27 protein-coding genes and 1 tRNA gene are annotated in these 22,949 nt (G+C 68.0%); 9 read left to right on the top strand and 19 right to left on the bottom strand.

Translation table 11 applies throughout. The features are described 5' to 3' along the window. Window positions 1-154 precede the first annotated feature (154 nt). The 9 genes from HUT06_RS39590 to HUT06_RS39550 all read right to left on the bottom strand — a co-directional run bounded on the left by HUT06_RS39590 (window position 155) and on the right by HUT06_RS39550 (window position 7,693). On the bottom strand, window positions 155-1,519 hold the full coding sequence (locus tag HUT06_RS39590; protein ID WP_176200385.1) for a tyrosine-type recombinase/integrase: 1,365 nt from the start codon (window positions 1,517-1,519) through the stop codon (window positions 155-157). A 2-nt stretch (window positions 1,520-1,521) separates the two neighbouring features. Beyond that, window positions 1,522-1,716 carry an AlpA family transcriptional regulator gene (locus tag HUT06_RS39585; protein WP_176200384.1) on the bottom strand — a complete coding sequence of 65 codons (195 nt, stop codon included), beginning with the start codon at window positions 1,714-1,716 and terminating at the stop codon, window positions 1,522-1,524. Continuing rightward, window positions 1,713-3,431, bottom strand: coding sequence for a replication initiator (locus tag HUT06_RS39580; protein ID WP_368407004.1), 1,719 nt, complete (start codon window positions 3,429-3,431; stop codon window positions 1,713-1,715). Before HUT06_RS39580 ends, HUT06_RS39585 begins: the two co-directional genes overlap by 4 nt. Continuing rightward, a complete protein-coding gene (locus tag HUT06_RS39575) occupies window positions 3,428-4,792 on the bottom strand; it encodes an FtsK/SpoIIIE domain-containing protein (RefSeq protein WP_176200383.1) in 1,365 nt (454 codons plus the stop codon). The genes HUT06_RS39580 and HUT06_RS39575 overlap by 4 nt, the downstream gene beginning before the upstream one ends. A gap of 192 nt (window positions 4,793-4,984) precedes the next feature. Beyond that, on the bottom strand, window positions 4,985-5,293 hold the full coding sequence (locus HUT06_RS39570) for a hypothetical protein (RefSeq protein WP_176200382.1): 309 nt from the start codon (window positions 5,291-5,293) through the stop codon (window positions 4,985-4,987). After that, window positions 5,290-5,718, bottom strand: coding sequence for a plasmid replication, integration and excision activator (locus HUT06_RS39565; RefSeq protein ID WP_217711630.1), 429 nt, complete (start codon window positions 5,716-5,718; stop codon window positions 5,290-5,292). Before HUT06_RS39565 ends, HUT06_RS39570 begins: the two co-directional genes overlap by 4 nt. 129 nt (window positions 5,719-5,847) lie before the next feature. Then, a complete protein-coding gene (locus tag HUT06_RS39560; RefSeq protein WP_163057505.1) occupies window positions 5,848-6,585 on the bottom strand; it encodes a GntR family transcriptional regulator in 738 nt (245 codons plus the stop codon). Window positions 6,586-6,687: 102 nt separating this feature from the next. Continuing rightward, complete coding sequence (locus HUT06_RS39555; RefSeq protein ID WP_176200381.1) at window positions 6,688-7,110, bottom strand: hypothetical protein; 423 nt, start codon at window positions 7,108-7,110, stop codon at window positions 6,688-6,690. Window positions 7,111-7,318: 208 nt separating this feature from the next. After that, window positions 7,319-7,693 (bottom strand): hypothetical protein, encoded by a 375-nt coding sequence (locus HUT06_RS39550; protein ID WP_176200380.1) that lies wholly within the window; start codon window positions 7,691-7,693, stop codon window positions 7,319-7,321. Between the two features lie 502 nt (window positions 7,694-8,195). Between HUT06_RS39550 and HUT06_RS39545 the strand changes: the two genes are divergently transcribed. Continuing rightward, window positions 8,196-9,473, top strand: coding sequence for a transcriptional regulator (locus HUT06_RS39545; RefSeq protein WP_176200379.1), 1,278 nt, complete (start codon window positions 8,196-8,198; stop codon window positions 9,471-9,473). Here the strand turns inward: HUT06_RS39545 and HUT06_RS39540 are convergent. Together HUT06_RS39540 and HUT06_RS39535 are read right to left on the bottom strand one after the other, a co-directional pair. Then, complete coding sequence (locus HUT06_RS39540) at window positions 9,454-10,113, bottom strand: HAD family hydrolase (protein WP_176200378.1); 660 nt, start codon at window positions 10,111-10,113, stop codon at window positions 9,454-9,456. The genes HUT06_RS39545 and HUT06_RS39540 overlap by 20 nt on opposite strands. A gap of 75 nt (window positions 10,114-10,188) precedes the next feature. Then, a complete protein-coding gene (locus tag HUT06_RS39535) occupies window positions 10,189-10,890 on the bottom strand; it encodes a hypothetical protein (protein WP_176200377.1) in 702 nt (233 codons plus the stop codon). A 652-nt stretch (window positions 10,891-11,542) separates the two neighbouring features. Between HUT06_RS39535 and HUT06_RS39530 the strand changes: the two genes are divergently transcribed. Then, window positions 11,543-11,620 (top strand) — tRNA-OTHER (locus HUT06_RS39530). Between the two features lie 211 nt (window positions 11,621-11,831). On the opposite strand, the gene HUT06_RS39525 is transcribed toward HUT06_RS39530, so the two are convergent. From HUT06_RS39525 to HUT06_RS39520, 3 genes are all read right to left on the bottom strand, one after another. Beyond that, on the bottom strand, window positions 11,832-12,182 hold the full coding sequence (locus HUT06_RS39525) for an integrase (RefSeq protein WP_176200376.1): 351 nt from the start codon (window positions 12,180-12,182) through the stop codon (window positions 11,832-11,834). A 465-nt stretch (window positions 12,183-12,647) separates the two neighbouring features. Beyond that, window positions 12,648-12,776, bottom strand: a complete 129-nt coding sequence (locus tag HUT06_RS45440; RefSeq protein WP_302931867.1) for a hypothetical protein — start codon at window positions 12,774-12,776, stop codon at window positions 12,648-12,650. Between the two features lie 357 nt (window positions 12,777-13,133). Further along, the gene (locus tag HUT06_RS39520; protein WP_176200375.1) at window positions 13,134-13,607 is read right to left on the bottom strand and encodes a hypothetical protein; all 474 of its coding nucleotides are present in this window, start codon (window positions 13,605-13,607) and stop codon (window positions 13,134-13,136) included. Window positions 13,608-13,911: 304 nt separating this feature from the next. Here HUT06_RS39520 and HUT06_RS39515 point away from each other — a divergent pair, with 304 nt between their 5' ends. Both HUT06_RS39515 and HUT06_RS39510 read left to right on the top strand, forming a co-directional pair. Next, window positions 13,912-14,535: a hypothetical protein gene (locus HUT06_RS39515; RefSeq protein WP_176200374.1), complete on the top strand. Its 624-nt coding sequence runs from the start codon at window positions 13,912-13,914 to the stop codon at window positions 14,533-14,535. 153 nt (window positions 14,536-14,688) lie between these two features. Then, entirely contained in the window at window positions 14,689-15,117 is a 429-nt protein-coding gene (locus HUT06_RS39510; RefSeq protein ID WP_176200373.1) for a hypothetical protein, read from the top strand. 181 nt (window positions 15,118-15,298) lie between these two features. Here HUT06_RS39510 and HUT06_RS39505 read toward each other — a convergent pair whose 3' ends face one another. Then, a complete protein-coding gene (locus tag HUT06_RS39505) occupies window positions 15,299-15,682 on the bottom strand; it encodes a hypothetical protein (protein ID WP_176200372.1) in 384 nt (127 codons plus the stop codon). A 403-nt stretch (window positions 15,683-16,085) separates the two neighbouring features. Here HUT06_RS39505 and HUT06_RS39500 point away from each other — a divergent pair, with 403 nt between their 5' ends. Further along, window positions 16,086-16,601 carry a DUF2199 domain-containing protein gene (locus HUT06_RS39500; protein WP_176200371.1) on the top strand — a complete coding sequence of 172 codons (516 nt, stop codon included), beginning with the start codon at window positions 16,086-16,088 and terminating at the stop codon, window positions 16,599-16,601. A gap of 72 nt (window positions 16,602-16,673) precedes the next feature. On the opposite strand, the gene HUT06_RS39495 is transcribed toward HUT06_RS39500, so the two are convergent. The 3 genes from HUT06_RS39495 to HUT06_RS39485 all read right to left on the bottom strand — a co-directional run bounded on the left by HUT06_RS39495 (window position 16,674) and on the right by HUT06_RS39485 (window position 18,870). Further along, window positions 16,674-16,838, bottom strand: a complete 165-nt coding sequence (locus HUT06_RS39495; protein ID WP_176200370.1) for a hypothetical protein — start codon at window positions 16,836-16,838, stop codon at window positions 16,674-16,676. Beyond that, the gene (locus tag HUT06_RS39490) at window positions 16,839-17,882 is read right to left on the bottom strand and encodes a glycosyltransferase family 2 protein (protein ID WP_176200369.1); all 1,044 of its coding nucleotides are present in this window, start codon (window positions 17,880-17,882) and stop codon (window positions 16,839-16,841) included. 340 nt (window positions 17,883-18,222) lie between these two features. Then, the gene (locus HUT06_RS39485) at window positions 18,223-18,870 is read right to left on the bottom strand and encodes a class F sortase (protein ID WP_176200368.1); all 648 of its coding nucleotides are present in this window, start codon (window positions 18,868-18,870) and stop codon (window positions 18,223-18,225) included. Between the two features lie 763 nt (window positions 18,871-19,633). On the opposite strand from HUT06_RS39485, the gene HUT06_RS44170 reads away from it, so the two are divergent. The 4 genes from HUT06_RS44170 to HUT06_RS39475 all read left to right on the top strand — a co-directional run bounded on the left by HUT06_RS44170 (window position 19,634) and on the right by HUT06_RS39475 (window position 21,849). Beyond that, complete coding sequence (locus HUT06_RS44170) at window positions 19,634-20,098, top strand: exonuclease domain-containing protein (protein WP_217711629.1); 465 nt, start codon at window positions 19,634-19,636, stop codon at window positions 20,096-20,098. A gap of 20 nt (window positions 20,099-20,118) precedes the next feature. After that, window positions 20,119-20,343: a BRCT domain-containing protein gene (locus HUT06_RS44165; RefSeq protein ID WP_217711628.1), complete on the top strand. Its 225-nt coding sequence runs from the start codon at window positions 20,119-20,121 to the stop codon at window positions 20,341-20,343. Between the two features lie 46 nt (window positions 20,344-20,389). Beyond that, window positions 20,390-20,998, top strand: a complete 609-nt coding sequence (locus tag HUT06_RS44160) for a TerD family protein (protein ID WP_217711627.1) — start codon at window positions 20,390-20,392, stop codon at window positions 20,996-20,998. Between the two features lie 128 nt (window positions 20,999-21,126). Further along, on the top strand, window positions 21,127-21,849 hold the full coding sequence (locus tag HUT06_RS39475) for a protein phosphatase 2C domain-containing protein (protein WP_254715625.1): 723 nt from the start codon (window positions 21,127-21,129) through the stop codon (window positions 21,847-21,849). Window positions 21,850-21,856: 7 nt separating this feature from the next. Here the strand turns inward: HUT06_RS39475 and HUT06_RS39470 are convergent, their stop codons facing one another. Next, window positions 21,857-22,888 carry a hypothetical protein gene (locus HUT06_RS39470; RefSeq protein WP_176200366.1) on the bottom strand — a complete coding sequence of 344 codons (1,032 nt, stop codon included), beginning with the start codon at window positions 22,886-22,888 and terminating at the stop codon, window positions 21,857-21,859. Window positions 22,889-22,949: the final 61 nt, after the last annotated feature.

Here is a 22,949-nt window from a genome sequence, read left to right as displayed (position 1 = left end):
GATCCCCCGCATGCAGCCAGATGCCACCGAAGGCACCCGGTTGTCACTGGTCACGGGATATTCGCGGGATGAGACTCGGGACGTTTTCGCAGGTCGTCCCAGACGCAGACGAGGGGCTCCGGGATGAACCGGAGCCCCTCCACCGTACGGCCTGTCAGTCGTCGAGTGCATCGTCGATCCGCTTGTTTGCGCGGTCCTGCTGCCCGTCGATGCATTTCGCGTAGATCTGCAACAGCACCTTGACGCTGTGCCCAGCCCGTTCGGCGACCTCGGTTGCCGGAACACCGGAGTTGAGCCACAGGGAGACCCCGGCGTGCCGCAGGTCGTACGGCCGCCGAGCCAGGGGAGAGGTGACCTGTTCCGGCGTGAGGGCCAGGGCCCGAGTCGCCGCCCACACGTCGCCGTAGGCCGTCGACCCGACGATGCCGCCCCGCTCGGTTTGGAAGATCCGCCCATCCTCGGCCGTTCCGAACTCGGCGATGTGCTCCCGGAGAATCTCCACAAGCACGGGCGGGATCGGGACCGTCCGAACCTCGGCCGCCGGACGGAGTTTGAGCCCGCGTTGCTCGTGAGTCGACCCGCTGTCCGTCCACCGCGACCCCGTTTCGGGCAGCGAGCGAGTGAGGACGAGGCGACCCCAGCCAGTTGCCGGAAGATGGCAGTCATCTTGATGCAGCGCCACCGCCTCAGCCGGACGAAGCGCCGCGTAGTACAGGACGGCGAACAGGGCACGCAGCCGCCGGCCCCGCCCACGTTTGCCGACGTAGGTGACCGCAGTCAGGCACTCCCGCATCTGTCGAGGCCCGATCACCACGCGCCAGTCAACCTCTTCGGCCAGCTTGGGAGGCGTCCACTTCACCTTGTCGATCGGGTTGCGGTCGAACTCGTCCAGTTCGACCGCGTACTCGAAGGCGTTATAGAGGACGGCCCGCTTGCGAGCCACCGTCTTGGCCGCCGCGGGCTTGCCGTTCAGGAGCAGCGTCAGCGCGTTGAGTGCGGCCCGGACGTTCCGGCGCTCGTACACCTCGGCCAGGGGAAGCGAAGCCTTCTCCAGCCACGCGAGAGCATCGGCGATCTCTGGCGGACGAGGACGTTCCCGATCCTTGGGCGCCAGGTAGTACGCCCGCAACGCCGTCCGCATGATCTTCGCGTCGGGAGCCTCCGGAGCGTCGTCACGGACCAAGACGGGCGCCACGGTCGCCAGCGTCTCGGTGAGCCCGTCCCGGCTGTTGGGCGCCGCGTACGGCCACTTCATGTCGACGTAGGCCACGGAGAAGTCAAGCCAGGTGACCGCCTTCTTGGCTTGGAGCATCGACTCAGGAAGCCCCGACTCAACCGAGAACTCTTCCCCCCGCTTGGCAGCGAGTTGCAGGTCAAGCAGGAAGTTCTTCGCCAGCGCCTTCGTCTCGAAGGTCCGGGACTTCGCGCGACGCCCGACCTTCCAACGAACCTCGTACGTCTTCTTGCGCTTGCTCGACTTGTTCGGCCGGATCTCCCAGAACCGGACGTCACGGGACATGCTCACGCTGCCTCCCGAAGTCCGTTGAGCCAGCACACAAGCTCGCTACGCCAGATGCGAAGTTCACCGTTGGGCAGGCGCAGCGCTTCCGGTGCGTGCCCGATCTCGCGCCAGCGGTAGAACGTCCGCCGGGAGACACCGCCGAGCGCTTCGAGAACTTGGTCGACCGTAAGGAGTTCATCCCGCTTGGTGCTCACGCCGCCTCCGCAGTTGCCGAAAGTTCTGGGGTGGGGTTGTGGGTCGCGGCGTCGAGTTGGCGGCGCCGTTGTATGCGTTCGTTGATCAGGAGCAAGAGTCGTTGTTCGGCGGGTCTGACGTCGGGGTCTGCGGGGCCGGCTCTCTCCCAGATGTGGACCGCTTGGGGGTCGGCGGGGTTGGCGACGGGGATTCCGGCTTCGGCGAGGCGGGCGAGGACCCAGGCTTTGCGGTCGGCTTTGTGATCGGCGAGGGTTTTGCCGGACCATTTGCGGGAGACCAGGACGCGGCGGCCGCCGTAGCCGAGGTGTTCGCGGCGGTGTGCCTTGCCCTTGCAGTAGCCCGGCGTGAGGCCCTTGCGCGGGTTTTTGGGCTGCACGCCGTAGCGCAGCCAGTTCGCGCAGGTCGGTGAGCACGGTTCGTAGCGCAGGGTTTCGGCCATGCGGTCGACGTGTTCACGTTGCGCGCTGGTTTCGGCGGTGTGGCATTCGGCGACGCCCTTGACCAGGTATTTGGTCAGGTAGCCGATGCAGCGCCGGGAGTCGGCCGAGTCGGCCAGGACGCCCTGTGCGTCGATCTGCTGCCCGAACTTCACCACGTGCAGGGCTTCGGCGCCGTCGTCCTGGCCCAGGGCGTCTAGCGCCTCATCCCAGGTCGGCAGGACTTCCCCGGTTGCCGGGTCGAGGTAGCCGCCGCCGTTCTCGCCCGCAACGTCGTCCCAGACGGGCAGGTGTTCGCCGTCGAAGACGACGCGGTCGGTCGGAGGCCACCACACTTGGTGGTAGGTGGCCGCCACCACCTGCCGCAGCTCGGCCCGTGAGATCGTGCCCCGGATCGCCATGTGCAGATGCGGGGCGAGACGGCGTTGCGGTTCGACGGCGGCGAAATACTGGACGTCGTAGCCGACGAACCGGCGCAGGTTCTGCACGAACCGATCTACCAGCTTGGAGAAGTGCAACGCGTCCCGCGCCGCCCTCGTGTAGTCGTAGGACTCGGGGTCGACCGGCGTACCGTCACCGCGCACCCGCCCGTAGGAGTCCAGGGTGAGGGTCAGGAACAGCGAAGGCCGGAAGGTCTTGCCATCGTGGCCCCGGAACACCTTGCCGACCGTGCGGGAGTCGACCGGACGCCGAGGAAGGTCGGGCGCATCCTGCCGCCGCCGAGTCGACCGAGTGCGCCGGCCCCTGGTCTCTTCACTGGTCTTGAGGGCACCGCGGACCCCGGTCCGTTCAAGCTCGTTGTCGAGGTCTCGTATCACCGCGTCCCAGAACTCGGAGTCTTCCCCGTCCGCCGTCCCGTCGACGGCCGCACGGTCACGGGCTGCCGCCGCGTGTGCCCGCAGTTCCATCCAGGCGCGTTGCTCTTCGTCGGGGTCGGCACGGGTGATGACGGGTTCCTCGGTCAGGTGCCAGCCTTGACGGCACTGGACGGCGCGGAGTTTGCGCTTGCGTTCGGCGCACGAGGGGCAGACCGAGGCGAGGGTGTGACCGCACGGGACGTAGACCATTTCGGCCGCGCCAGTGGTGAGGTTGACCCGTCGCATGGGGACGGGGCGGATGCAGACGCCGTGTTCGACCGCGACCGCTTCCAGCACGCCCCGCGCGAGCGGAGCCAGCGTTTTGACGACCGATGCCGGGCCGGGTTCGGCCGGAGGGGACGGGGCGACGTCGGGAGCGTCGAGGGTGGGTTGGGTGACGCCGGGAGCCAAGTTGGTCACGCAGCCCCCCAGGTGTCGAGGTTGGGCACCCCGTAGGCGACCATGTCGCGGATGTCGGAGTCGCAGACGTAGGCCGCCCGGACCCGCACCGGGTCAGGGGAGGCTTCCAGCCGGACGAACCCGACGCCCGCACCGATCTCGGGGACCGAGGAGATCTGGTCGGCGAGGGCGCCACGGTTGCGGGCGCCGTCGCCGAGCACCATGTCCACCTGTTCGTCTTCATCGAGGCGCAGGGCGATGCGGTCGGGGAACAGGTTGCGCAGGTTGTTGACCTCCTTGCGCGCGTCCTGCTGCGCCCCGATCACGCAATACCCCACCGAACGGCCCTGCGAGGTGAGCACGGCAAGCGCCGACTCGGCCCGCTTGCGTAGATCACGCTCAGGGCAGTAGGCGGTCAGGAACGCCAGCTCATCCACCACGACGACCCGGAACGGATGCTCATGCGACGGCGTGAACGACCGCGTCACCCCGGCGAACTGTTCGGCGCGGGCGTTCATGTCCTCGGCCGCCGCCTCCAACATGTTGACCATGCCGCCCTTGGGGTCGTCGCTGTAGCGCCCGTACCGCTCGAACAGCGCACGCCCGAAGGACAGTTCCATGCGTTTGGGGTCGACCGCCCACACCTCCACCAGCCCCGCGAGCATCAGCGGCAGCAGCGCGCGAATGGTCGACCAGATGACCGAGCCCTTGCCGGCCCCCGTCGCCCCCGCGATCAGCACATGCGTGCCGAGGAGCCGCAGCCGCCACGGCGACCCGTCCTCACACCGTCCGATCACCACCCCGGACAGGTCCACCGCGGAGCCGTCCGGGACGGGCAGCGCCGGTATCGGGACGGCGAGCGCGTCTTTGCGGACGAATTCGAGCCAGATGCGGCCCGGACGGTCCCCGTCGCGGACGCGGACGAGGGTTGCGCCGAAGCCGTGCGCGAGGTTGACCGCGACCCGTTCCCACGCGTCGGGAGCCTGCCCTTTGAGCATGCGGACGAGCACCCGGTCCGAGGTAGGGCCGCAGCGGACCCGGACGAGGGAGGGCAGGTACTCCCGGCCCTTGTGGACCTTGGTCAGGCCAGCGGTGACCAGGACGGGTTGCCAGTCCCGCCGGTAGACCGCGATCAGCCGCCACCGGGCACGGGCGGGACGGGCGATCCAGCGGACGAAGGACGGACGGTCCACCCCCGCCCACATCGACAGGCCCAAGGTGACGAGGGCCGGGAGCAGGACGGGGACGAGCCAGCCGAAGCGGTAGCCGAGCCAGCCCAAGACGGACAGGACGGAGACGGGGACGATGTTGCGGACCAGGAACACGGCCGTCCGGACGAGGGCGCGGACGGTGTTGACGATGAGCACCAGGCCCTCGGGCATGTGCCACACCGGAGGCGCCCACTTGGGCGCCGCAAACGGGTCACGCTGTGCCTCTACCGCGACGTTGTCACCGGGGCGCAGTTTGCGGAACTCCCAGGCCATAACCTGGACACCTCTTCTCTTTCAAAGCTGTGGGAGAGCGAGAGGAACGGGGGCGGCCGGAGGTACCAGCTCCAGCCGCCCCACCCGCTTTCAGGCCGCCGTGTCCTCAGCCGGTTCGGCCGCGCGGTTCTCGGCGTGCAGCCGCTCCACCTCGGCCGCATAGACCGCGAACGACTCGGCGAGGTGCCGCGCGATCTGGAGGTCACCGGTGGTCGGGGCCGCCGCGTTCGTCGGAGCGATCAGCACCGAGGCGTTGGCGTGTTGTACCGAGATCTGCGCCCGCCCGTGACCGGTGACCGCCAGGACCGACACCGACTCGTCCGGGTGCAGGGACACGTGCACCGCCGCCGACCCGTCCGGCTCCACCTGGACCGTGGTGTAGCTGTAGGCGTTCGTCACGCGGCCTCCTTGCTCGCCGCGCCGCCGTCCTTGCCCGAGCGGTTCGCGCCGCCCTTGAAGTTGGCCGGACGGACCGCGCTCGCCTTGAGGGAGTAGGCCAGCCGTCCGGTACCGGAGTTGACGTACGGCGTCACCATCAGCCCGTCGAACTCCACCGGCACGAACGGGAACCCCGCCGGAGCCTCCGGCACCAACGGCTGCACCGGCCCCGACAGCTTCACCTTGAACGTCCCCTTGGACTCGGGGTCCGCGTCCAGGACCTCCAGCGCCCACACCAGTTCCCCGGTGTCCTTGTCGCGCGCCTGCACGAAGTTCTCACGGGTCGACCGGTCGAAGTCCCGCACCGCCTCCACCCCGCCCTTGACGAACGCCCCGAACGGGAACACGTCCCCGAACGCGACCTTGAACGGCCCCTGCACCGCCATCGCGGATCACCTCCGTCATTCACCCGACCGCTTGTCCGGACGAGTGCTTGTGACATGAGTGTACGTCGCCCACTCGACCGAACAAGCTCAGATTTAAGTGACCTGCATCACATCACAGGGAGCGTGGGGTCAGTCCGGGACGCTGTACACGTCCTCCAGCTCATGCAGCGACCCCGGCATCACGACCTCGGCCACGAACCGCACCACGTCCGAGGCGTCATGAATCCCGGCGAGCATCACCATCACCGGGTCGGACTGGCTGATCTGCAACACCTCGGCCTCGTCGCCGGCGGGAAGCCGCGCGGTCAGCCGCTCGGAGATGTGATCCACCCGCAGGCCCTTGACCGACCGCAGGTGATCCCGCAGCCCGACCGGCAGCGCCGCGTCCTTGTCCAGGTCGGTGCCGTACACCAGTTCCAGCGGGAACCAGCACGTCACCAGGTCCGAGGCGATCTCGTCGCGGATCGTCAGCGACCGCCGAGCCAACACCCGCACCCCGCCGCCGTCCAGACCCAGCAGCGAAGCCACCCCGGCGGGAGCGTCGACCTGGCCGACGTCGACCAGCCGTACGCCCGGCTGTGTCTCGGGACGGTCCAGCAGCGCCAGGCCCCGCCGACTCGCCCGCACCTCCGAGGCTGGACGGCCCTTCACAAACGAGCCGCGCCCGTGCTCACGGGTGATCCATCCGTCCTGCTGGAGCATCTGCAACGCCCGCACCACCGTGGTGCGCCCGACCGCGAAGTCTCGGACGAGCTGTGATTCCGAAGGCAGCATCGATCCAGGCGGGTAGTCCCCGTTCTCGATCCGCCGCCGGATCTCCAACACCACCCGCGCATACTTCGGGGGCTCGAACTCCAAGCTCGACATATCAACCACCTGACTACTGTGACACTTGACCGCATAAGCGCATCTCACGGCACTGTAACGCCCTGCTCTCCCTCGCGCCAGGACACCCAGCAGCCCGAACCCTCACAGGTCGGCAGGGACGGGGAAGCCCGCCGCAAGCAGCGCCACGCGCACTTCACCCACCCGCCGAGGCCCCATCTGCGGCACCCTGCCCAGACCACCCGACCGAAGCAGGCCCAGCAGTTCCCCCACCGTCTTGACCCGCCGACGCCGGTCATTGCGCAGCGTCGTCACCACCTGCGCCGACAGTCCCAAGCACGCCACCGGGCACGCCAACCCGATACGGCCATCGGCGTGTTCATGTCGCCGGTCGGCCGCCGCCACAGCCGCGGGGAACACCGCATCCAGCCCCGATGTCCGTCCCGCCTCCACCAGCAGGCCGAGCAGATCACCGACCGTCCGCACCCCCAGGCACGAGGTCGGGCACTCAGATCCGATGCCCGAGTGCCCGATCTTGTGCGCGTCGTCGCCGGTCATCTCGGCCACGGCCACCCCTGCGCGTTGACGATCGCTTCCCGCAACTCGCGTGGGCTGAGTGCCTCCACCAGCCGCACGTCACGGCGGACAGGGACCATGGCCCACCATGCCCGGGTCGCGTGCCCGTACCAGGCCACCACCCCGGAGAACTCCCGCTCAATCGCCGCCGCCATCGGCCGACTCCGCTCGTCCGACGCCGACACCCATGACACCCCCATCACCGGCACCCGCCCGGCGAGGCGGACGCGTCGGCGAATGGGACGGCCAGAACGTGCGCGATCCGGTCGGCCGCAGTGGTCGTGTCCGTCACCGGGCACAACGGCTCCAGTTCCGGCGGGGATTTGCGGGACGGCCCCGACCAGACCCACCACCACCACAACTCACCGTCCCGGCGACGACACAGCACCTCTTGCTGCAACCCAGGCGCGAAGGCCTGCCCGCGCGGGTCATCGCCGTCGGGTTCACCGGCCGGGTTGCGCGCCCGCACCGCACCATGGCCCCACACCTGCGCCACCAGGCCATGCCCGGTCAACGCCTCCACAAGCGCCAACGCCGCCGGACGCCATGCACTGTCCGGCGTACGCGGCTTCACCGACTCACCCACAGGGGGTCACCCACTCCCAGAGAAGGGAAGGCGGGGCCGGCGGGACAAGCGACCATGGGGAGACTTACCGTCCCGAGCGCGGTCAGGTCCGGGGGGACCCCCAACCCGCGCACCAGTCGCCGTGACACCCACCGGCCCCGCGGCTTTTCGGACTACGCCGCCCGCGTCTCACGCGACGGCGCACACGAGCGACACGGCACCCGCTCAACCTCCGGCCCGGAACCACCCGGCGCCCCGACCAGCACCGCCCGCCGAGAGTGGGCGAACTTCCACCCACGACCGTTGCAGTTCCCGCACCCGTTGCTCGCCTGCTCGTCTCGCATGACGCCAAGACTCCCGCAACGCGACGTCCTATCGAAGGCCGTCCATAGGTCTCTATGAGGACGTTTCTAGGACGCTATGCGGCGTTAATCTCGTCACAGAGTCCGCTCGGTACCTCTATGGGCGCTAAAGTCGGACCCGTAGAGGACTCACAGCGGAGGGAAGCACGATGCCGCGCCCAGCAGGCAACACCCGTCTCAAAGCAGCCCGGCAGCACGCCGGATACGCATCCCAGCAGGCACTGGCCGACGCCATGACGGCAGCCGCCCCGCTGCTGGGCTTGGGGAACATGCAGATCAGCGCCCGTCAGATCCGCCGTTGGGAGTCGGCGTCCCCGCCGTGGCCGCGCGCCGACCACCAGCGCCTTCTGGTCCACGTGCTGCAACTGCCCGTCGAGGAACTCGGCTTCACCCCGCCGTGGGAGACCTCGGACGCCCCGGCGACCTCACGCCCCACCCCCAACGCGTCCGCCGCCCCCGCCCAGGGAAGCGGCGCCACGCTCCCACTCCCCAAGGCCAACGCCGCCGTCCAGCCGCCCACGGTCGGGGCCGACTTCTCCGCCATCAACGGCGCGTTGCGTCGCCTCTACTTCTCCGTTCAGCCCGGCCAGCTCCACCCGACCGTGGTCGAGCACACCAAGCTCGGCACGCAGCTCCTGGCCGAGACGACCGGTGTCCCGCGCACCATCCTGGCCACCGCGCTCGCCGAATCCCTGCTTCTGGTCGGCCGCATCGAGTTCTTCGACCTGCGCCAGCCCGACGACGCCGACGCCTCATACGTCCGCGCGCTCCAGGCCGCCGGCGAAGCCAACGACCCGCTCTTGGGCGCGGCGATCCTGGCGCACGCCGCGTTCATCCCCGGATGGGACGGCCGCCGCGACGAGGCCGCCGAACGCATGCGCGCCGCCCGCACCTACGCCCGACGCGGCACCGCCCCCGCCGAGTTCCTGGCATGGCTGGACGCCGTCGAGGCCGAGTGCGAAACCCGCTGCGGACACCCCCGCGAAGCGCTCCGCCTCATCAACCACGCCGAACACCTGCTGGCCGAGAGCACCGGGCAGCCCGCCCCCGACTGGTTCAACTGGTTCTCGCCCATCAGCCTCGCGTCATTCAAGGGAGACACCCAGCTCAAGGCCGGTCAGCCCGCCCAGGCCAAGGCCACACTCCTCGGCGTCCTGGACGCCATCGGCGACACCAACGCCAAACAACGCGCCGTCATCCTCGGCGACCTGGCCGCCGTCGAGGTCGCCCAGCGCGACCCCGAAGCCGCATGCTCCTACGCCCAGCAGGCCCTAGAGCAACTCGCCGTCACCTGGTACGCCACCGGAATGGACCGCGTGCACGACGTCCGCCGCGCCCTCCAGCCCTGGGCCGACACCGAATGCGTCCGCCGCCTGGACGACCGCCTGTACGGATGGCAGACCACCCTCAGCGCGCTCCAGCGTTGAACTCAGCGATACGGCCCGGAAGCTCGGCCAGCGAATCAATCCGCATCGTCGGAACGCGGTCGGCTTCCGGGTCGTCCTGCTGAACGATCCCCCACGGCCCCCGCCGGATCAGCGCCGTCCGCAACCCCGCCGCAGCCGCGGGCATGATGTCGTTGTCCAACCGGTCACCCACATACAGCACCTCGCCCGCATCGCACGGCGCAGCGTCCACCACGCACCGGAAGAACCCCGGATCAGGCTTGGACACACCCCAGTCATCCGACGTCGCGATCATGTCACTGGGCAGGTCCAACGACCGCAGGATCCCGCCGGCCCGCACCGTCTGATTCCCCGCGATCCCCACCCACAGCCCATCACCCCGAAGCTTCGCCAGCGTCGGACGCGCATCCGGGTACAAGTCCTCATCCCCGAACGTCTCAGGCCGCCCGACCTCGGCCCGCTCCTCACGCTGCTGCGTCAGATCAAACCCCGGCGCGAACACCTGGAACGTCTCCCGGTAGTCCAACCCCCGAGCGATCACCGCCCCGAACATCGCCGAGAACGTATGCCGAGGCACCCCCAACCAATCAGCCCACGTCCCATACTCCCGAGACTCATCAACCAGACACTCACCGACGTCAAACACCACAGCCCGGATCATGCAGCCCACCCTACGGTGGGCTCAATGAATGCTCCACCCCAGCATCGGACGTGGGACGTGGAACGCAATCCCTCCTTATTGCTCCCTGTTTGCATTCATGATCTTGTGGATATCAAGGAGGGCCTTTCGAATTGACTCTAATGCCTCAACGCCCTCGTGAGGTGTCTTTGGCCTGTGGAATCGTGGACCATAGAGGATGTTTAGGTCTATTTCGTACCGCATAGGCTCTGCTGGCCCTTCTGGACCGTCGGCCTCAACTAGGACGCTGTAAAAATTGTCCAACCCTTCCTCGAGGCGATCAGGGCCGAAGTCAAAAAGAAACTCCAGACGTCGGCGAGGCGGGAGCATGCGAATTCCGTTCGCAAATATCTTCGCATCTCTTATGTTCCCATGTATCGCATCGCCCAGAGTGGCTTCGCGGGAGGTTCGAAGTGGCGGGTTGAACTCAATGCGCACATTGCGTGCAATGGTGGTGCCAATATTCTCTATCACAAGATAGAGAAATCCCTTGGCGAATGGCGACTCTTGTATGTCGACTACAACATATGGGTCATTCTGTTCTTTTCGGATCCTCTCTGTAATTTCATACTGCTTTTGACTTATCGCCGCCTGCTCCTTGGCGGAAATCGCTTGTTCGGTGGCCGCATCTGCCGATTTGTCGGCAGATGTCGCAGACTTTCTTGATGCGCTTGCCTGTTGATATGAAAAGAAAGCAGCGGCTACTGCAATCGCAGCTCCTATGATCGCTACGACAAGCGCACCCGCATCGACGCCCATGATTTCTCCCGCTGAGTGATCCCGAAGTCAGTCAGTCAGTTTACCGGCTAGTTCGGATCAGAAACCTGTTAGCGAGCGACAAGCATGCGGTTGACGCTGCTGAGCCTCTACGGGCTACGGATGCGCTGCCGAATTGGGCTGTTTGGGATCAAGGGGCGGCGGCGCTCAGGCCGCTGCGCGGCCCCGCGCCAGGCCGCCCGGAGCGTGCGGCGTGGGCGCCGGTCACCGGACGGCCGCGCCGGGCCGCGCATCCTGCCCACGCCCGCCGGCCTTTCCCCGTCCGGCCGTCACGGGGACCGCGCCGCCGCAAGGTCCGCGCACTTGCTGAGGTTCAATCGCCTCCGGCGGGGGGCCTCTGACTCTGGGAAGCTCATCCCGCGCTCGTGACGGTCGTTGGTGGTTGGGGGATGCCTGCTCTTCCCGTCTGCCGCCGTCCCGATCGGAGATCTACCAGACCAGGGCCAGGGGGCCAAGGTCGTTCGTCCAGTGGGGCGCTCCACCTTGGCCCCCTGGCCCTGGCCCGGCAGCGCGGAGCGCGGGACGACGGCAGACGGGAAGAGCAGGCCGGGAGCGGTGTGCGCACCGCGCGGGATATCCGTGGGATGGCTTGCGGAGGTGACCAGGACAAGACTGGTTCCCGTGCAGGTCAGCAGGGGAGTAGGCGCCTAATCCATGGCGCACTGTAAATTCGTCGGCTTAGCCTACCCAGGTTCGAATCCTGGACCCGCCACACCAGCGCACACAGCCTCTGACCAGTGCAAACGGTCAGAGGCTGTTCGCATTCCAAGATCCCCTGGATGCAGCCAGATGCCACCGAACGCACCCGGATGTCACCGGTCCCGGAATATACGCGGAATGAGTCCGAGGGTGTTCCCGCAGGTCGGGGCGGGAGCGCCGAAGGGGCTCCGGCGCAAACCGGAGCCCCTGGAGGGTAGGTCGGATCAGTCATCGAGCGCATCGTCGATTCGCTGGTTCGCCCGGTCGTGCTGGCCCAGGATGCACTTCGCATAGACCTGCAACAGGACCTTGATGCTATGGCCCGCGCGTTCGGCGACCTCAGTTGCCGGAACACCGGAGTTGAGCCACAGCGACACCCCGGCGTGCCGCAGGTCGTACGGCCGCCGCGCCAGGGGAGAGTCGACCTGTTCCGGCGTGAAGGCGAGGGCCCGTGTCGCCGCCCAGACATCGCCCGTAGGCCGTCGACCTGACGATGCCGCCCCGCTCGGGTTTAGAAGATCCGCCCATCCTCGGCCGTCCCCGAACTCGGCGATGTGCTCCCGGAGGAGCTCCACCAGGACCGGCGGGATCGGAACCGTCCGAACCTCGGCCAGTGGACGGAGCTTGAGGCCGCGTTGCTCGTGAGTCGACCCGCTGTCCGTCCAGCGCGACCCCGTTTCGGGCAGCGACCGAGTTAGGACGAGTCGCCCCCCAGTCAGTCGCCGGAAGATGGCAGTCACCCTTGAGCAGCGCCACCGGATCGGCCTGACGTCCGGATCACCGAGACCCGACCGTTCTCAGAGACATGGACGGCGTTCAGATCGGCCGGATTGATCACCAGGACACCGGCCTCAGCCAGCCGCGCGAGCACCCACGCCTTACGGTCGGCTTTGTGGTCGGCGAGGGGCTTGCCGGACTATTTGCGGGAGACAGGACGCGGCGGCCGCTGTAGCCGAGATGTTCGCGTCGGTGTGCTTTGCCCTTGCAGCAGCCCGGCGTGAGGCCCTTGCGGGGTTCTTGAGCTGGACGCCGTAGCGCAGCTAGTTCGCGCACGTCGGCGAGCGCGGCTCATAGCGCAGCGTTTCGGCCGTCCGGTCGACGTGGTCGCGCTGCGCGCTTGCCTCGGCAGTGTGGCATTCGGCCACGCCCTTGACCAGGTACTTGGTCAAGGGGCGGCGGCGCTTGGGCCGCTGTGCGGCCCCGCGCCTGGCCGCCCGGAGCGTGCGGCGTGGGCGCCGGACACCGGACGGCCGTGCCGGACCGCGCATCGCGACGTGTCCAGCCGGCCCCGCCCCGACCGCCCCGCCCACCGTGGGGCCACGCCGCCAGCACCAACGCCTCTAATCTGTGCGCGAGTCCTTCGCACGCCTCAAGGAGCCCATGTTGTCGACTGAGCACGCCGTGTTCTTGAAGTTCGCCCTCACGGGGGACGGGTACGGCACTGAGCCGGAACGAGGTTCGATCTACGCGCTGGCGCATCAGCTTGAAGAAGTCCTTGAAGCGGCGAGTGACGGCGAGGTCGACGGTCACGAGTTCGGCCAGGGCACTGCGCACTCAAGGAGGTCGCGCCGTACTGCGGACGCGTAGTCCTTGACGAGGTCCTTCCATTGGTCGAGGTCCAGTCTGCTTCCCTCCTGCATCACCGCGTCGATGCGACTCAGGAACTCTCCGGCCGTCCTGACCACCTCTTCCGAGCCCACATGCCACAGCGGGACGAGGGCAGCCCAAACATCGCTCCTCGCGTCTTTGATCTTGTTGAAACCGTCGTCGTCCCCATCGGCCATCTCAATGGTTCTGACCATTGAGCGCGCTCGCCCTATGGCTAGGTGGAAGTCGGCATACGCCATGCGGCGCTCCTGGTGCAGCCGGTAGCGGTCTTCGCGTTGATAGCCTTCTAGCCGACTGTGCCGAGCCTCAGCGGCCTGCCGGCGATGCCCTAACAGAGTGCCGACGATTGCGAGCAGTCCACCGAGCCCTGTCAGCGCAAGGGATTGAAGCATGGGCCCTCTCCTCTCCTGTAGCCCAACAGCCACGCCAACATTTGGACTTCGCTGGAGCGATGAGCGTTCCAAATAGAATGGCTTTAGGAGTCGTTTGGGATCTATGAAGCTACTTACAAAGGCTGTGGGTGCTAACAACGGGGAGCGGGTGATCTTGGAAGGGTCGGGTGCCGCGGTGCTGGTCAGAGGTTTTGTGGGAGAGACCCGTTCACGTCATTGATCTTGCTTGTTATCAGGTGTCTTGGGTTGGCGGCGCCGGGAAAATGGGGCGCCCTGGTAACGGTCGCGGTGTCAGACTGGTGCTGTGGCCGGTCCTGAGATGAGCGAAGCCGAGTATCTGCGAGAGGTCGAAGCGCGTAGTCGCGCCGTGGTCAACGAGGCTGCCGACGAAGGATGGCTTGCCTACTACGAGGAAGTCGAGGAGACGAACGGACTCCGCAGGGCCGTGAACGAGTTGGCCCGGACGCTTCGGCACTACCACTACCAAGGTGACGGCTGTCTGGATGAGGAGACCGACCGGCCGAGGATGCGCTTGGCCGGTGTCGTCCTGCTGAGGCCGGCGGCCATGCCCTTCGGAATGGACGACGACTACGAGACGGCATGTCGGCGCCTCAACGTGGACCCGCGCCCTGAGGGGTGGGCGGTGTGGAACACCTGGAGCAGGCAGGGACATCCAGTGTTGCTTGTGATGACCGACCTCGATGGGACGGAGGGGCTGCTCATCAACTGGGCAAAGGGAATCTCCACCTACCCGGTCACGCCCGTGCCGAGTCAGATCGCTCAAGTACACGAGGGCTGGGCGGCGCCGATGACGGTCTCGCCCAGGGTGCGAAGTCATTTGGGTGTGGATGGTCTGCCCCTGGGGGCCGAGTCGATGCGAGACCTTCAAGGGTTGGCCGGTGACAACCAACGCGAGTCGGATGACTGACTGGCGTTGTACAGCAGGTCAGCGAGTTCAAGAGGTGACATCGGTTTGGTTCCGAGGTCACAGCGTGGTGTCCTCCTGAGCGGCATGCTGTATGGCACGGAGGTATCGCAACGGAGGCCGCGCGCTTCAGGAGATTGAGGGAGAAGGCAGGCTGTGAAGAGCAGGAGCCCTCAAGAGAAGAAGCAGCTCAGTTACGCCAAGGACCGTCGCAACGCCTATGCGGAGAACGATAAGAGTTCCAGGAACGCGGTTCGGCTGAACAAGCGGTTCCCCAATCGTGCCAATCGCCATCGCCTTCATCAGATTCTTCAGGACGCTGCTGGCAGTCCCGACATGGGGAAGGCGGTCGAGGTTGAGGAGCGTCTGTTGCGTCGGCGGCCGAAGGCATGGCGCAAGGAGCCCGGCCTGCCGTTGGGGGATTGGGTCGAGAGCAGATTGCAGCGGCGTCTTCGGCTGGAGGACGACGCACGGGCCGATGAGCGGCGTCTTGCCCGAGTTCGACGGCGTGGTCGGCGGGTCAAGCTCCGCACCCTTCTCAAGGCACATGTCGCAACCGAGGGCATCGTCGAGCGGCGTTGGTAGCGTGTGTTGTTTCTGGCAGCGGTTGGTGGTTGACGCCTTTCGCGGCGGGTTGGGTTCGAATTTCGGGACCGCCCTGGGCGCGGGCGCGGTGCTTTGGCATGGACCGGTGGCCCCCGAGGCAGCGCTTCGCACTTGCCTGGACTTGGGCGTCCGTTATCGAGGCTGCGTCTTCTCCGGGGCCTCAGTCGCGTGGTGGGGTGCTCTCTTGCTGCGGGAGTGTTGGGTGGTGGGTGTGGCGGGAGCAGCAGGTGTAGTAGTCGCTGGTGCAACCGCTGGAGTTGTTGTGGCGGCCGCAGGCTCGGAACGCCGAGAAGTGCGTGACGCGGCCCATGGGGGAGGAGATCTCCTGGCCGTTCGAGCCGACGCCGAAGGGGCCGCACTGGTGCCAGCCGGCGCCGTGGATGAGGACGTCCATCCACACCGCGTCGCCCGGTCGGGTCTTGCCCGCGAGGGGGGCCCAGTAGTGCCGGAACCCTTCAGGGCCCATGCCCGACCACAGGGTGACGTCGACCTCGCTGCCCCACTCGCCGCCGGTTATCGAGTAGATCGGCTTCGCGTCCTTCACCGTGTGGGGACCGGGCCTGACCCAGCCTCGGCAGTCGATTTGCGGGTTGCCGGCCATTTGGGGGATTGAGTGAGCCGCGGCCGGGGTGCTGGCGGAGGCTCCGGTGGGGGTGGCGAGGGTGAGCAAGATCGCGGAGGCGGTCAAGGCGGTGCCAAAGCGTCTCTGTGCACGCGTCATGGACTCAGTGTAGTCACTTGAGTGCTGTCTGTAGTAGGGATAGCGGGTGCGGCTTCGGGACGGAGTGTTCGTAGAAGTGGGTTAGCGAGGCGGGGGTCCGGGGGAGGGGTAGCCGAGGTGTACTGGCTGACCGGCACGTCGTAGGCCACCGTGAGCGTTCACGAGTTCGGCCTTCGGTTCGGTGGACGGGTAGTGGCCTTGTTCGGTGCGGAATAAGATTTCCGGCATGTCTGGTGATGTTGGGTATGTGTGTTCTGGGTGTGGGGAGCGGCACGATGAGTTGCCCATGCACTATGGCTCTGGGGCGCCCGCCTACTGGTCTGATGCGGTTGCGGAGCATCCTGAGAGTGAGCTCACCTCTGATCAGTGCGTGATCGAGGGGGCGCACTTTTTCGTCAAGGGGCTGGTGGAGATTCCCGTTGTGGGTGGGGGTGTCTTCTCCTGGGCGGTTTGGGTCTCGCTCAGCCCGCAGAACTTCGTTCGGATGGGCGAGTTGTGGGAGACGCCGGGACGGGAGCAGGCGGAGCCTTACTTCGGGTGGCTCGCCAGTGAGTTGTATCTATATGAGCGGCCCACGCTGAATCTCAAGACGAATGTTCATACTCGTCCTGTGGGTGAGCGGCCTTTCGTTCAACTGGAGCCGACTGACCATCCTCTTGCGGTGGAGCAGAGGAGCGGGATCACCCGGGAGCGTGTGCAGTGGTTCGCTGAGCAGATCTTGCACGCTGAGGGTGGTCGTTGAGCTTCGGCTCCGTTCGCGGCGGGGATTCAGTTGGTTGCGGGAAGGCCGGGGCGGGGCCCCGGCCTTCCGGGGTCAGCCCTTGCGGGCGGGGAGGATTCGCTTTACGGCGAGGCCGGCGGAGACCAGGGTGAACAGGGCCAGGCCGAGCCAGAGGGCCTGCATGCCGAGCCACGGGGAGGCCGCTGCGGCCCCGCCGAAACCCGCGGCCACGCCGCCGATGGGGGGTGTGTTGTACATCTACCATTTCCTTTCTTTGCGCCAGGCGGCCTGCCAGAAGGCACGGGCCTGGACGATCTGGAGGAAGACGTCGAAGATCATTTCGACGACGATGGTGCCGGCGAGGGCCATCTGGACCTTGCCGCGCTGGCGGACGGTGACCACGCGCTCCACCATGAAGATCAGGGTCACGCCCGCCCAGATCGGGCTGATCTGGATGCCGCCCAGCCAGATCGCCGAGTAGGCGAGCGAGGAGAGGTAAGCGGTGATCACCAGGATGCCGACCAGGGAGAGCAGTTGCCGTCCCCAGTACGGGCGGGTGATCGGCGTCCAGCCGTAGTCGAGGAGGTTCTCCAGGGCGCCGCGCTTCCAGCGGAGGCGCTGCTGGGCCAGTTCGCGCCAGGTGGGCATGACCTCGGTGGTGAGGGTGCATTCCGGCGGGCAGAGGATGCGGAAGCCCAGGTGGAGGATCGCCAGGGTCAGCTCGTTGTCCTCGGTCAGGACCCGGACGTCGTAGACGTGGGGCAGGCCGGGGAGGCGTTCGGAGCGGCGGGCCGCGACTACTTCCTGGAGGGTCGTGGCGCGGAAGATGGTGGCGGTGCCCGTCAGGACGAGAGCCTTGCCTTGGAGGCGTCGGACGTCGCGGGCATAGCGGGCGTACTCGTTGCGCTGGAACATGCCGACCGCGCCGCCGCCCGGCTTGCCGGTGAACGTGCCGCCGACGGCGGCGTAGCGGCCATCGGCCAGGTAATCGATGCCGTGCCGGATGAAGCCGGGGTCGAGGGCCGAGTCGGCGTCCATGACCATGATCGCGTCTTCCGGGCCGAAGATCGGGAGCAGCTGGTCCAGGACCTGGTTCAGGGCGCCGGCCTTCTTGTGCTTGTTGCCGCGCGTCCCGACGATCTCGACGCCGCAGAGCTGCGCGAACGCGGCGGTGGCGTCGGTGCAGTTGTCGGCGATCACGATGATGTGGTCCGGCGGACGTTCCTGGCGGCGGAGTGAGGCGATCGTTTCGGTGATCTGTTTCGCCTCGTTGTGGGCCGGGATCAGGACGGTTACGCGCATCGCGGTGACCGGGATGCGCGGGAGGTCGCGTTTTCCGTCCTTGCGGCTGGGGGCTGGGTTGGGCTTATGGCGTTGCGGAGTGTGTTGGACGGGGGGTGCCGGGGGGCGAGTTATGGGGCGGTGCCGTGGTGGGGCCACGGTGGTGCGCAGTGGCGCAACGAACGGGGGCGTCGCGCGGTCAGGGAGGGTTTCGAGCGGTGAGGCGAAGGCCGTTCGGGGGCCGGTGAGCCCTGGTCGGACGGTTCCGTGGCGGGGCAGGCGGTGGCGTCCTGCGCGGTCGGGGATGGTCGTGTTGCAGTCCGAGCCGGTGAAGGCCGCGGGGTCGAAGGTGGCGGGCATGTCAGCGCGTCGTTTCGGAGCGCAGGAGGTGGCCGTAGGCGATGACGTTGTCGACGTAGTGGCCGCTGCCTCGGTCGAAGCGTCCACCGCAGGTGATCAGGCGGATCGCGGCGTAGCCGGGGTCGCCGTAGACGCGCTGGGTGGGGAAGTCGTCCTTGCCGACGCGTTCGACGGAGTCGATCCGGAACACGGCGGTGCGGCCGTCGGCGCGCAGCACCCGGGCCGTGTCGCCGGGCCGCAGGTCGCCGAGCCGGTAGAAGACGGCGGGACCGGTGGCCGTGTCGACATGGCCGATGAGTACCGCGGCGCCGCGGCTCCCGGGCGCTGGACCGAGCCGGTACCAGCCGGCCTCTTGGGCGCGGCCCAGCGGCGGGGTCTCGACGGTCTGGTCGGCGTTCTTGGCGAGGGTCATCAGGGGCGTGCGGACGTCGATGCTTGGTATTTCGAGGCGAATGGGTGCCGAGCGGGGCAGGGCGGGGGTTGTTGCGGGAGCGGCCGTGCCGGGTGTGGCGGAGGCGGAGGGCGCGGGCATGGGCGGCGCGGCCGTCGCGGTGTGGTTCTGGACGGCGAGGAAGGCGGCCGCGACCAGGCCCGTCAGCCCGACGGCGAGGGCTGCCAGCGCACGCGAGCGCCGACCATGACGTTCCACAGACCCCGCTCCTCGCCCCTTGAACCCCGATGACCTCGCCGCTCGCGGCGGCGACGGGTGGAACCGTAATGCCTTGCGATGAACATTTGGGGTGTTAGGCCGGTAAAGCCGCAGATGAGAGGCATGGGGCGGCGGGGACGGACGGTGGGGCGCTGGTTCTCCCGGCGGGTGGTGACAGGGCCGTCGCGTATGGACCATGAGGGCCTTGGCGCCATGGTGATCACGGTGTGAGCTGGGGAAACGCCTGGATGCCCGAGATGTGCGCTTTTGTCTGGTGGGGTGGCTTCGGGGTGGTCGGCGGGCGGCGTGGATACATGGACTGGTGACCGGAAGTGGCCTTCCTTGCGACCGAAAAACGATCTTCCCAGGTGGTTGACCTGTATGAATGGCCCGCAAGGGTGTCCGAAACGTGCGACGTCCGGTGGACCATGTCACCTGGCGGCAACCTGGCGGTGGGACAAGGGGGCGGAACCCTGCTCGAAGCGGCCTGTCTGGCGGGGCGTCGTCATGAGGCCCTGTGGACCGCTGCCTCGCTCGCGGTCAGGACAAGATCGCTTGCGGAAGTGGCTCAGAGGTGGCCCAGAAACGGGTGAAATAGGGCAGAAAGGTGGTGGTGGTCTCGAAATGAGGGAGGGTGATAACGGCTTCTATGCAGTAGCTGAGAAGCGCGACATAGTAAGGCGGGTGAGGTGCGGGCCGTGCTGGTTGTCCGCTTGTGGGCATGGCCATTGCTCAATCCGCGCCGAGCATTAGCCTGCCGCTCATGTTCGGGCATGAGTGGGCGCTTGTGGACGTGGAGACCTCCGGCCTGCGGGCGGTGCGTGACCGGGTACTGTCGCTGGCCGTCGTCACGGTCGGGCCGGATGGGCGGAAGGGTGAGGAGTTCTCCACTCTCTTCGACCCGGGATGCGATCCCGGCCCGGTTCATATTCACGGATTGACGGCCGACCGGTTGAAAGGCTCCCCGCAGTTCGCGGACGTCGCGTCCAGTGTCGCTAAAATGCTCCAAGGACGGGTTCTCGTGGCGCACAACGCGCCATTCGACTACAGCTTCCTCGCCCAGGAGTTCATGCGCGCGAACGTCCGGCTCCCGGTCGAGCGGCGGCTGTGCACGCTGGCGCTGAACCGGCGCCTCTCGCCGGCGACGAAAGACCTGAACTGGCGACGCTCGCCGCCCATTACGGCATCCCGAAGACCAGGTGCGCCTTCCGCTGCCCGGGGCGCCTGACCAGCGAACTCGTCCAGGGGATGAAGGTCGCCATCACGGGGGAGACCGAGATTGCGCGGGAAAAGCTCGTCGAGCAGGCCGTGCGGCAGGGGCTGAACGTGATGACGTCCGTCAGCCGGCATACGAGCGTCCTGGTCGCCAACGACCCCGGCTCCGGGACGGCCAAGGCCCGGCAGGCACTCAACAACAGCGCGGAGCCGGGTCGTGGAACTCGGCGGTGCCGCCGCAGTGAACCTCTCCGCTAGCGTCACGGATGTCGTCGCCCTCAGCGGAAGTGAAAGTGACCGGCGTATGCGCCGGGTCGCCGATCTGGAACTGCCCGTCCACGAGGAGCGATGGCTGCAGGCTCCGGAGAGGAAGGTGGCGGAACGCGTGTCGCCCATGGTGCTGCCGCGCGGCGCGGCCGTCGACCTGCCGGACGAAACACGGTGGACGGTGACCGCCTCGTGGGTCCAGCACGCGTCCTGCGAGGTCGACGTGGTCGCCTTCGCGCTGGACGACGACGGCCAGGTCTCCTGCGACGAGGACTTCGTCTTCTACGGCGCCGCCGAGTCCCCGGACGGGACGGTGCGGCTCGCCGCCGACGGTCCCACCGAGCAGGCGGTCGCGGTGGACGTGGCCGGGCTCCCGCAGGCCGTCCGCAAGGTGACGATCGCGGCGGCGATCGACGGGACGGTCACGTTCGGGGAACTGGGGCCCGTCGAGCTCGGCATAGGGCCCGGCGACGGCGAGCAGGCGTTCGCCCAGGCCACCCTCGACGCCGGGACGAGCGAGCGGACGATGCTGCTCGCCGAGCTGTACCGGCGCGGTCCGCGCTGGCGGATCCGCGTCGTCGGGCAGGGGCACGATTTCGGGCTGGCCGAGCTGGCGCGCGGCTTCGGCGTCGACGTCGAGGACTGACCAAGGCCGCGCGCGCCCGTCCGAATACCGGAGAGCGGCGAGGCTACGGGCCGGGGTTGCCGGTTTGGTCTACCGGTTCCCGGTCGGCCGCTTTACCGGGTAGACCTGCATTCGTGCAGGTGAGTTATGTGAGTGAGGCGACGCCGGGGCGGCCGAACGAGGATTTCGTGGCGGCCGGGCCCGGCTGGGTGGTGCTGCTGGACGGGGCGACGGCGCCGCAGGGGGTGGACAGCGGGTGCCGGCACGATCCGGCGTGGCTGGTGCGCCGGCTCGGCGGCCGGATCGCGGCGCTGCTGGCGCTGGAGGACGGCAAGCCGCTGCCCGACCTGGTCGCGGAGGCGATCAAGGTGACGGGGGAGGCGCACACGGGGACGTGTGACCTGCAGAACCCGGACAGCCCGTCGGCGACCGTGTCGCTGCTGCGCCGCCGCGGCGCGGCCGTGGAGTGGTTCGTCCTCGCCGACTCCCCGATCGTGGTGGACGTCGGCGAGATCATGGTCTTCCGGGACGACCGGGTCGACCATCTCCCGAGCTACACCCTCGAAGGCGTGCGCAAGTCGCGCAACAGCCCCGGCGGGTTCTGGGTGGCGAGCACCAAGCCCGAGGCCGCGTACGAAGGACTGACCGGCGAGGTGCCGGTGGACGGCCTGCGCCGCGCGGCGGTGCTGAGCGACGGCGCGTCCAGGCTTGTGGAGCGGTTCGGTCACATGGACTGGGACGAACTGCTCCAGCTCCTGGACGACGAGGGCCCGAGGGAGCTCGTCAAGCGCACCAGGGCCGCGGAGGCGGCGGGCACGAAGCCCAGGGGCAAGCAGTACGACGACGCCACCGCCGTCCTGGTGCGCTTCTGAAGGCTCCTCAGCGCGTCGCCGGTTTGATGTTCGGCCACCAGGCGCCGAGGTCCTCCGGCAGGTGCATCCCGTCGACGCGGAGCGTGGCCGGCATCAGCGGGAAGCGCCGCCCGGCCGGGAAAGTCCGGTTGTAGGACGGCGGGTCGATCACGATGACGCGGGTGCCGTTGACGGCGGGGATGTCGGCGGGCACGCCCTCGTTCCAGATCCATTCGCCGTGCGCGTCGACCAGGTTCCACGGGCTCGACACGACCGGTGGTCCGGGCGGGGCGTCGGCGTTCAGGAAGCACGCGAGGATCTCCGGCGCGGGGCGCTCGCCGGTCAGCCCGCCGGGACGTCCGATGAGGGCCCCGCCGAGCAGCATGTGCAGCTGGAAGTTGTCGCCGATCCCGCCGATCGTGACCGTCCAGCCCTGGCGGCTCGCCCGGTCGAGGACGAGGAGGCGCTCGCCGTCCAGGACGCGCAGCAGCGCCTGGTAGTGGTCCATCTGCCCGAGGTACTTGGACGCCTCCCCGGCGGCGCGCAGGTGGAGGTCGCGGTCGTTGATGGACGCCCGTACCTCCGGCGCCGTCTGCAGGAGCGTGCAGCCCGCCATCGCGTACTGCGGCAGCGCGAACCACGCCATCATCGTGACGACCGCGCCCTCCCCGAGGACGGGTCCGACCGTGTCGACCGCCCGCTGGGACGGCTTCTCCTCCTGCATGTCGGGCGGCGCTTCGCCTCCGGTGGCCTCCGTCCAGGCGTTGCCGAACGCCAGCGCGGCGGCGGTGACCTCGGTGATCCGCTGGACGAGCGCGGGCCCGACGGGCGCCGGGTCGGCGCCGTTCTCGATCCAGGCGCCGGAGATCACGGCGAGCCAGCCGCCGAGGTTCGGCGGGGCCTGCGCGATGCCCTCGGCGAGGCGGGGCAGCGCGGCGGTCATCTCGGCGGGGGAGGCGGTCCGGGACGCCTCCATCAGGGGAGGCAGGAGGTCGCCGAAGGAGCGGTCCTCGGCGATGGCAGCCCGGACGGCCTCCTCGACGGCGTGCTGTAGCGGCATGGTTGATCACCTTCGCACAGCGGGAAGGACACCGGAGAATCGGCCGGAACCGCCCCTATCC

Origin of the sequence: Actinomadura sp. NAK00032 (genome assembly GCF_013364275.1) — a bacterium.
Classification (GTDB): Bacteria; Actinomycetota; Actinomycetes; order Streptosporangiales; family Streptosporangiaceae; genus Spirillospora.
This window is presented reverse-complemented; position numbering and strand designations above follow the sequence as displayed.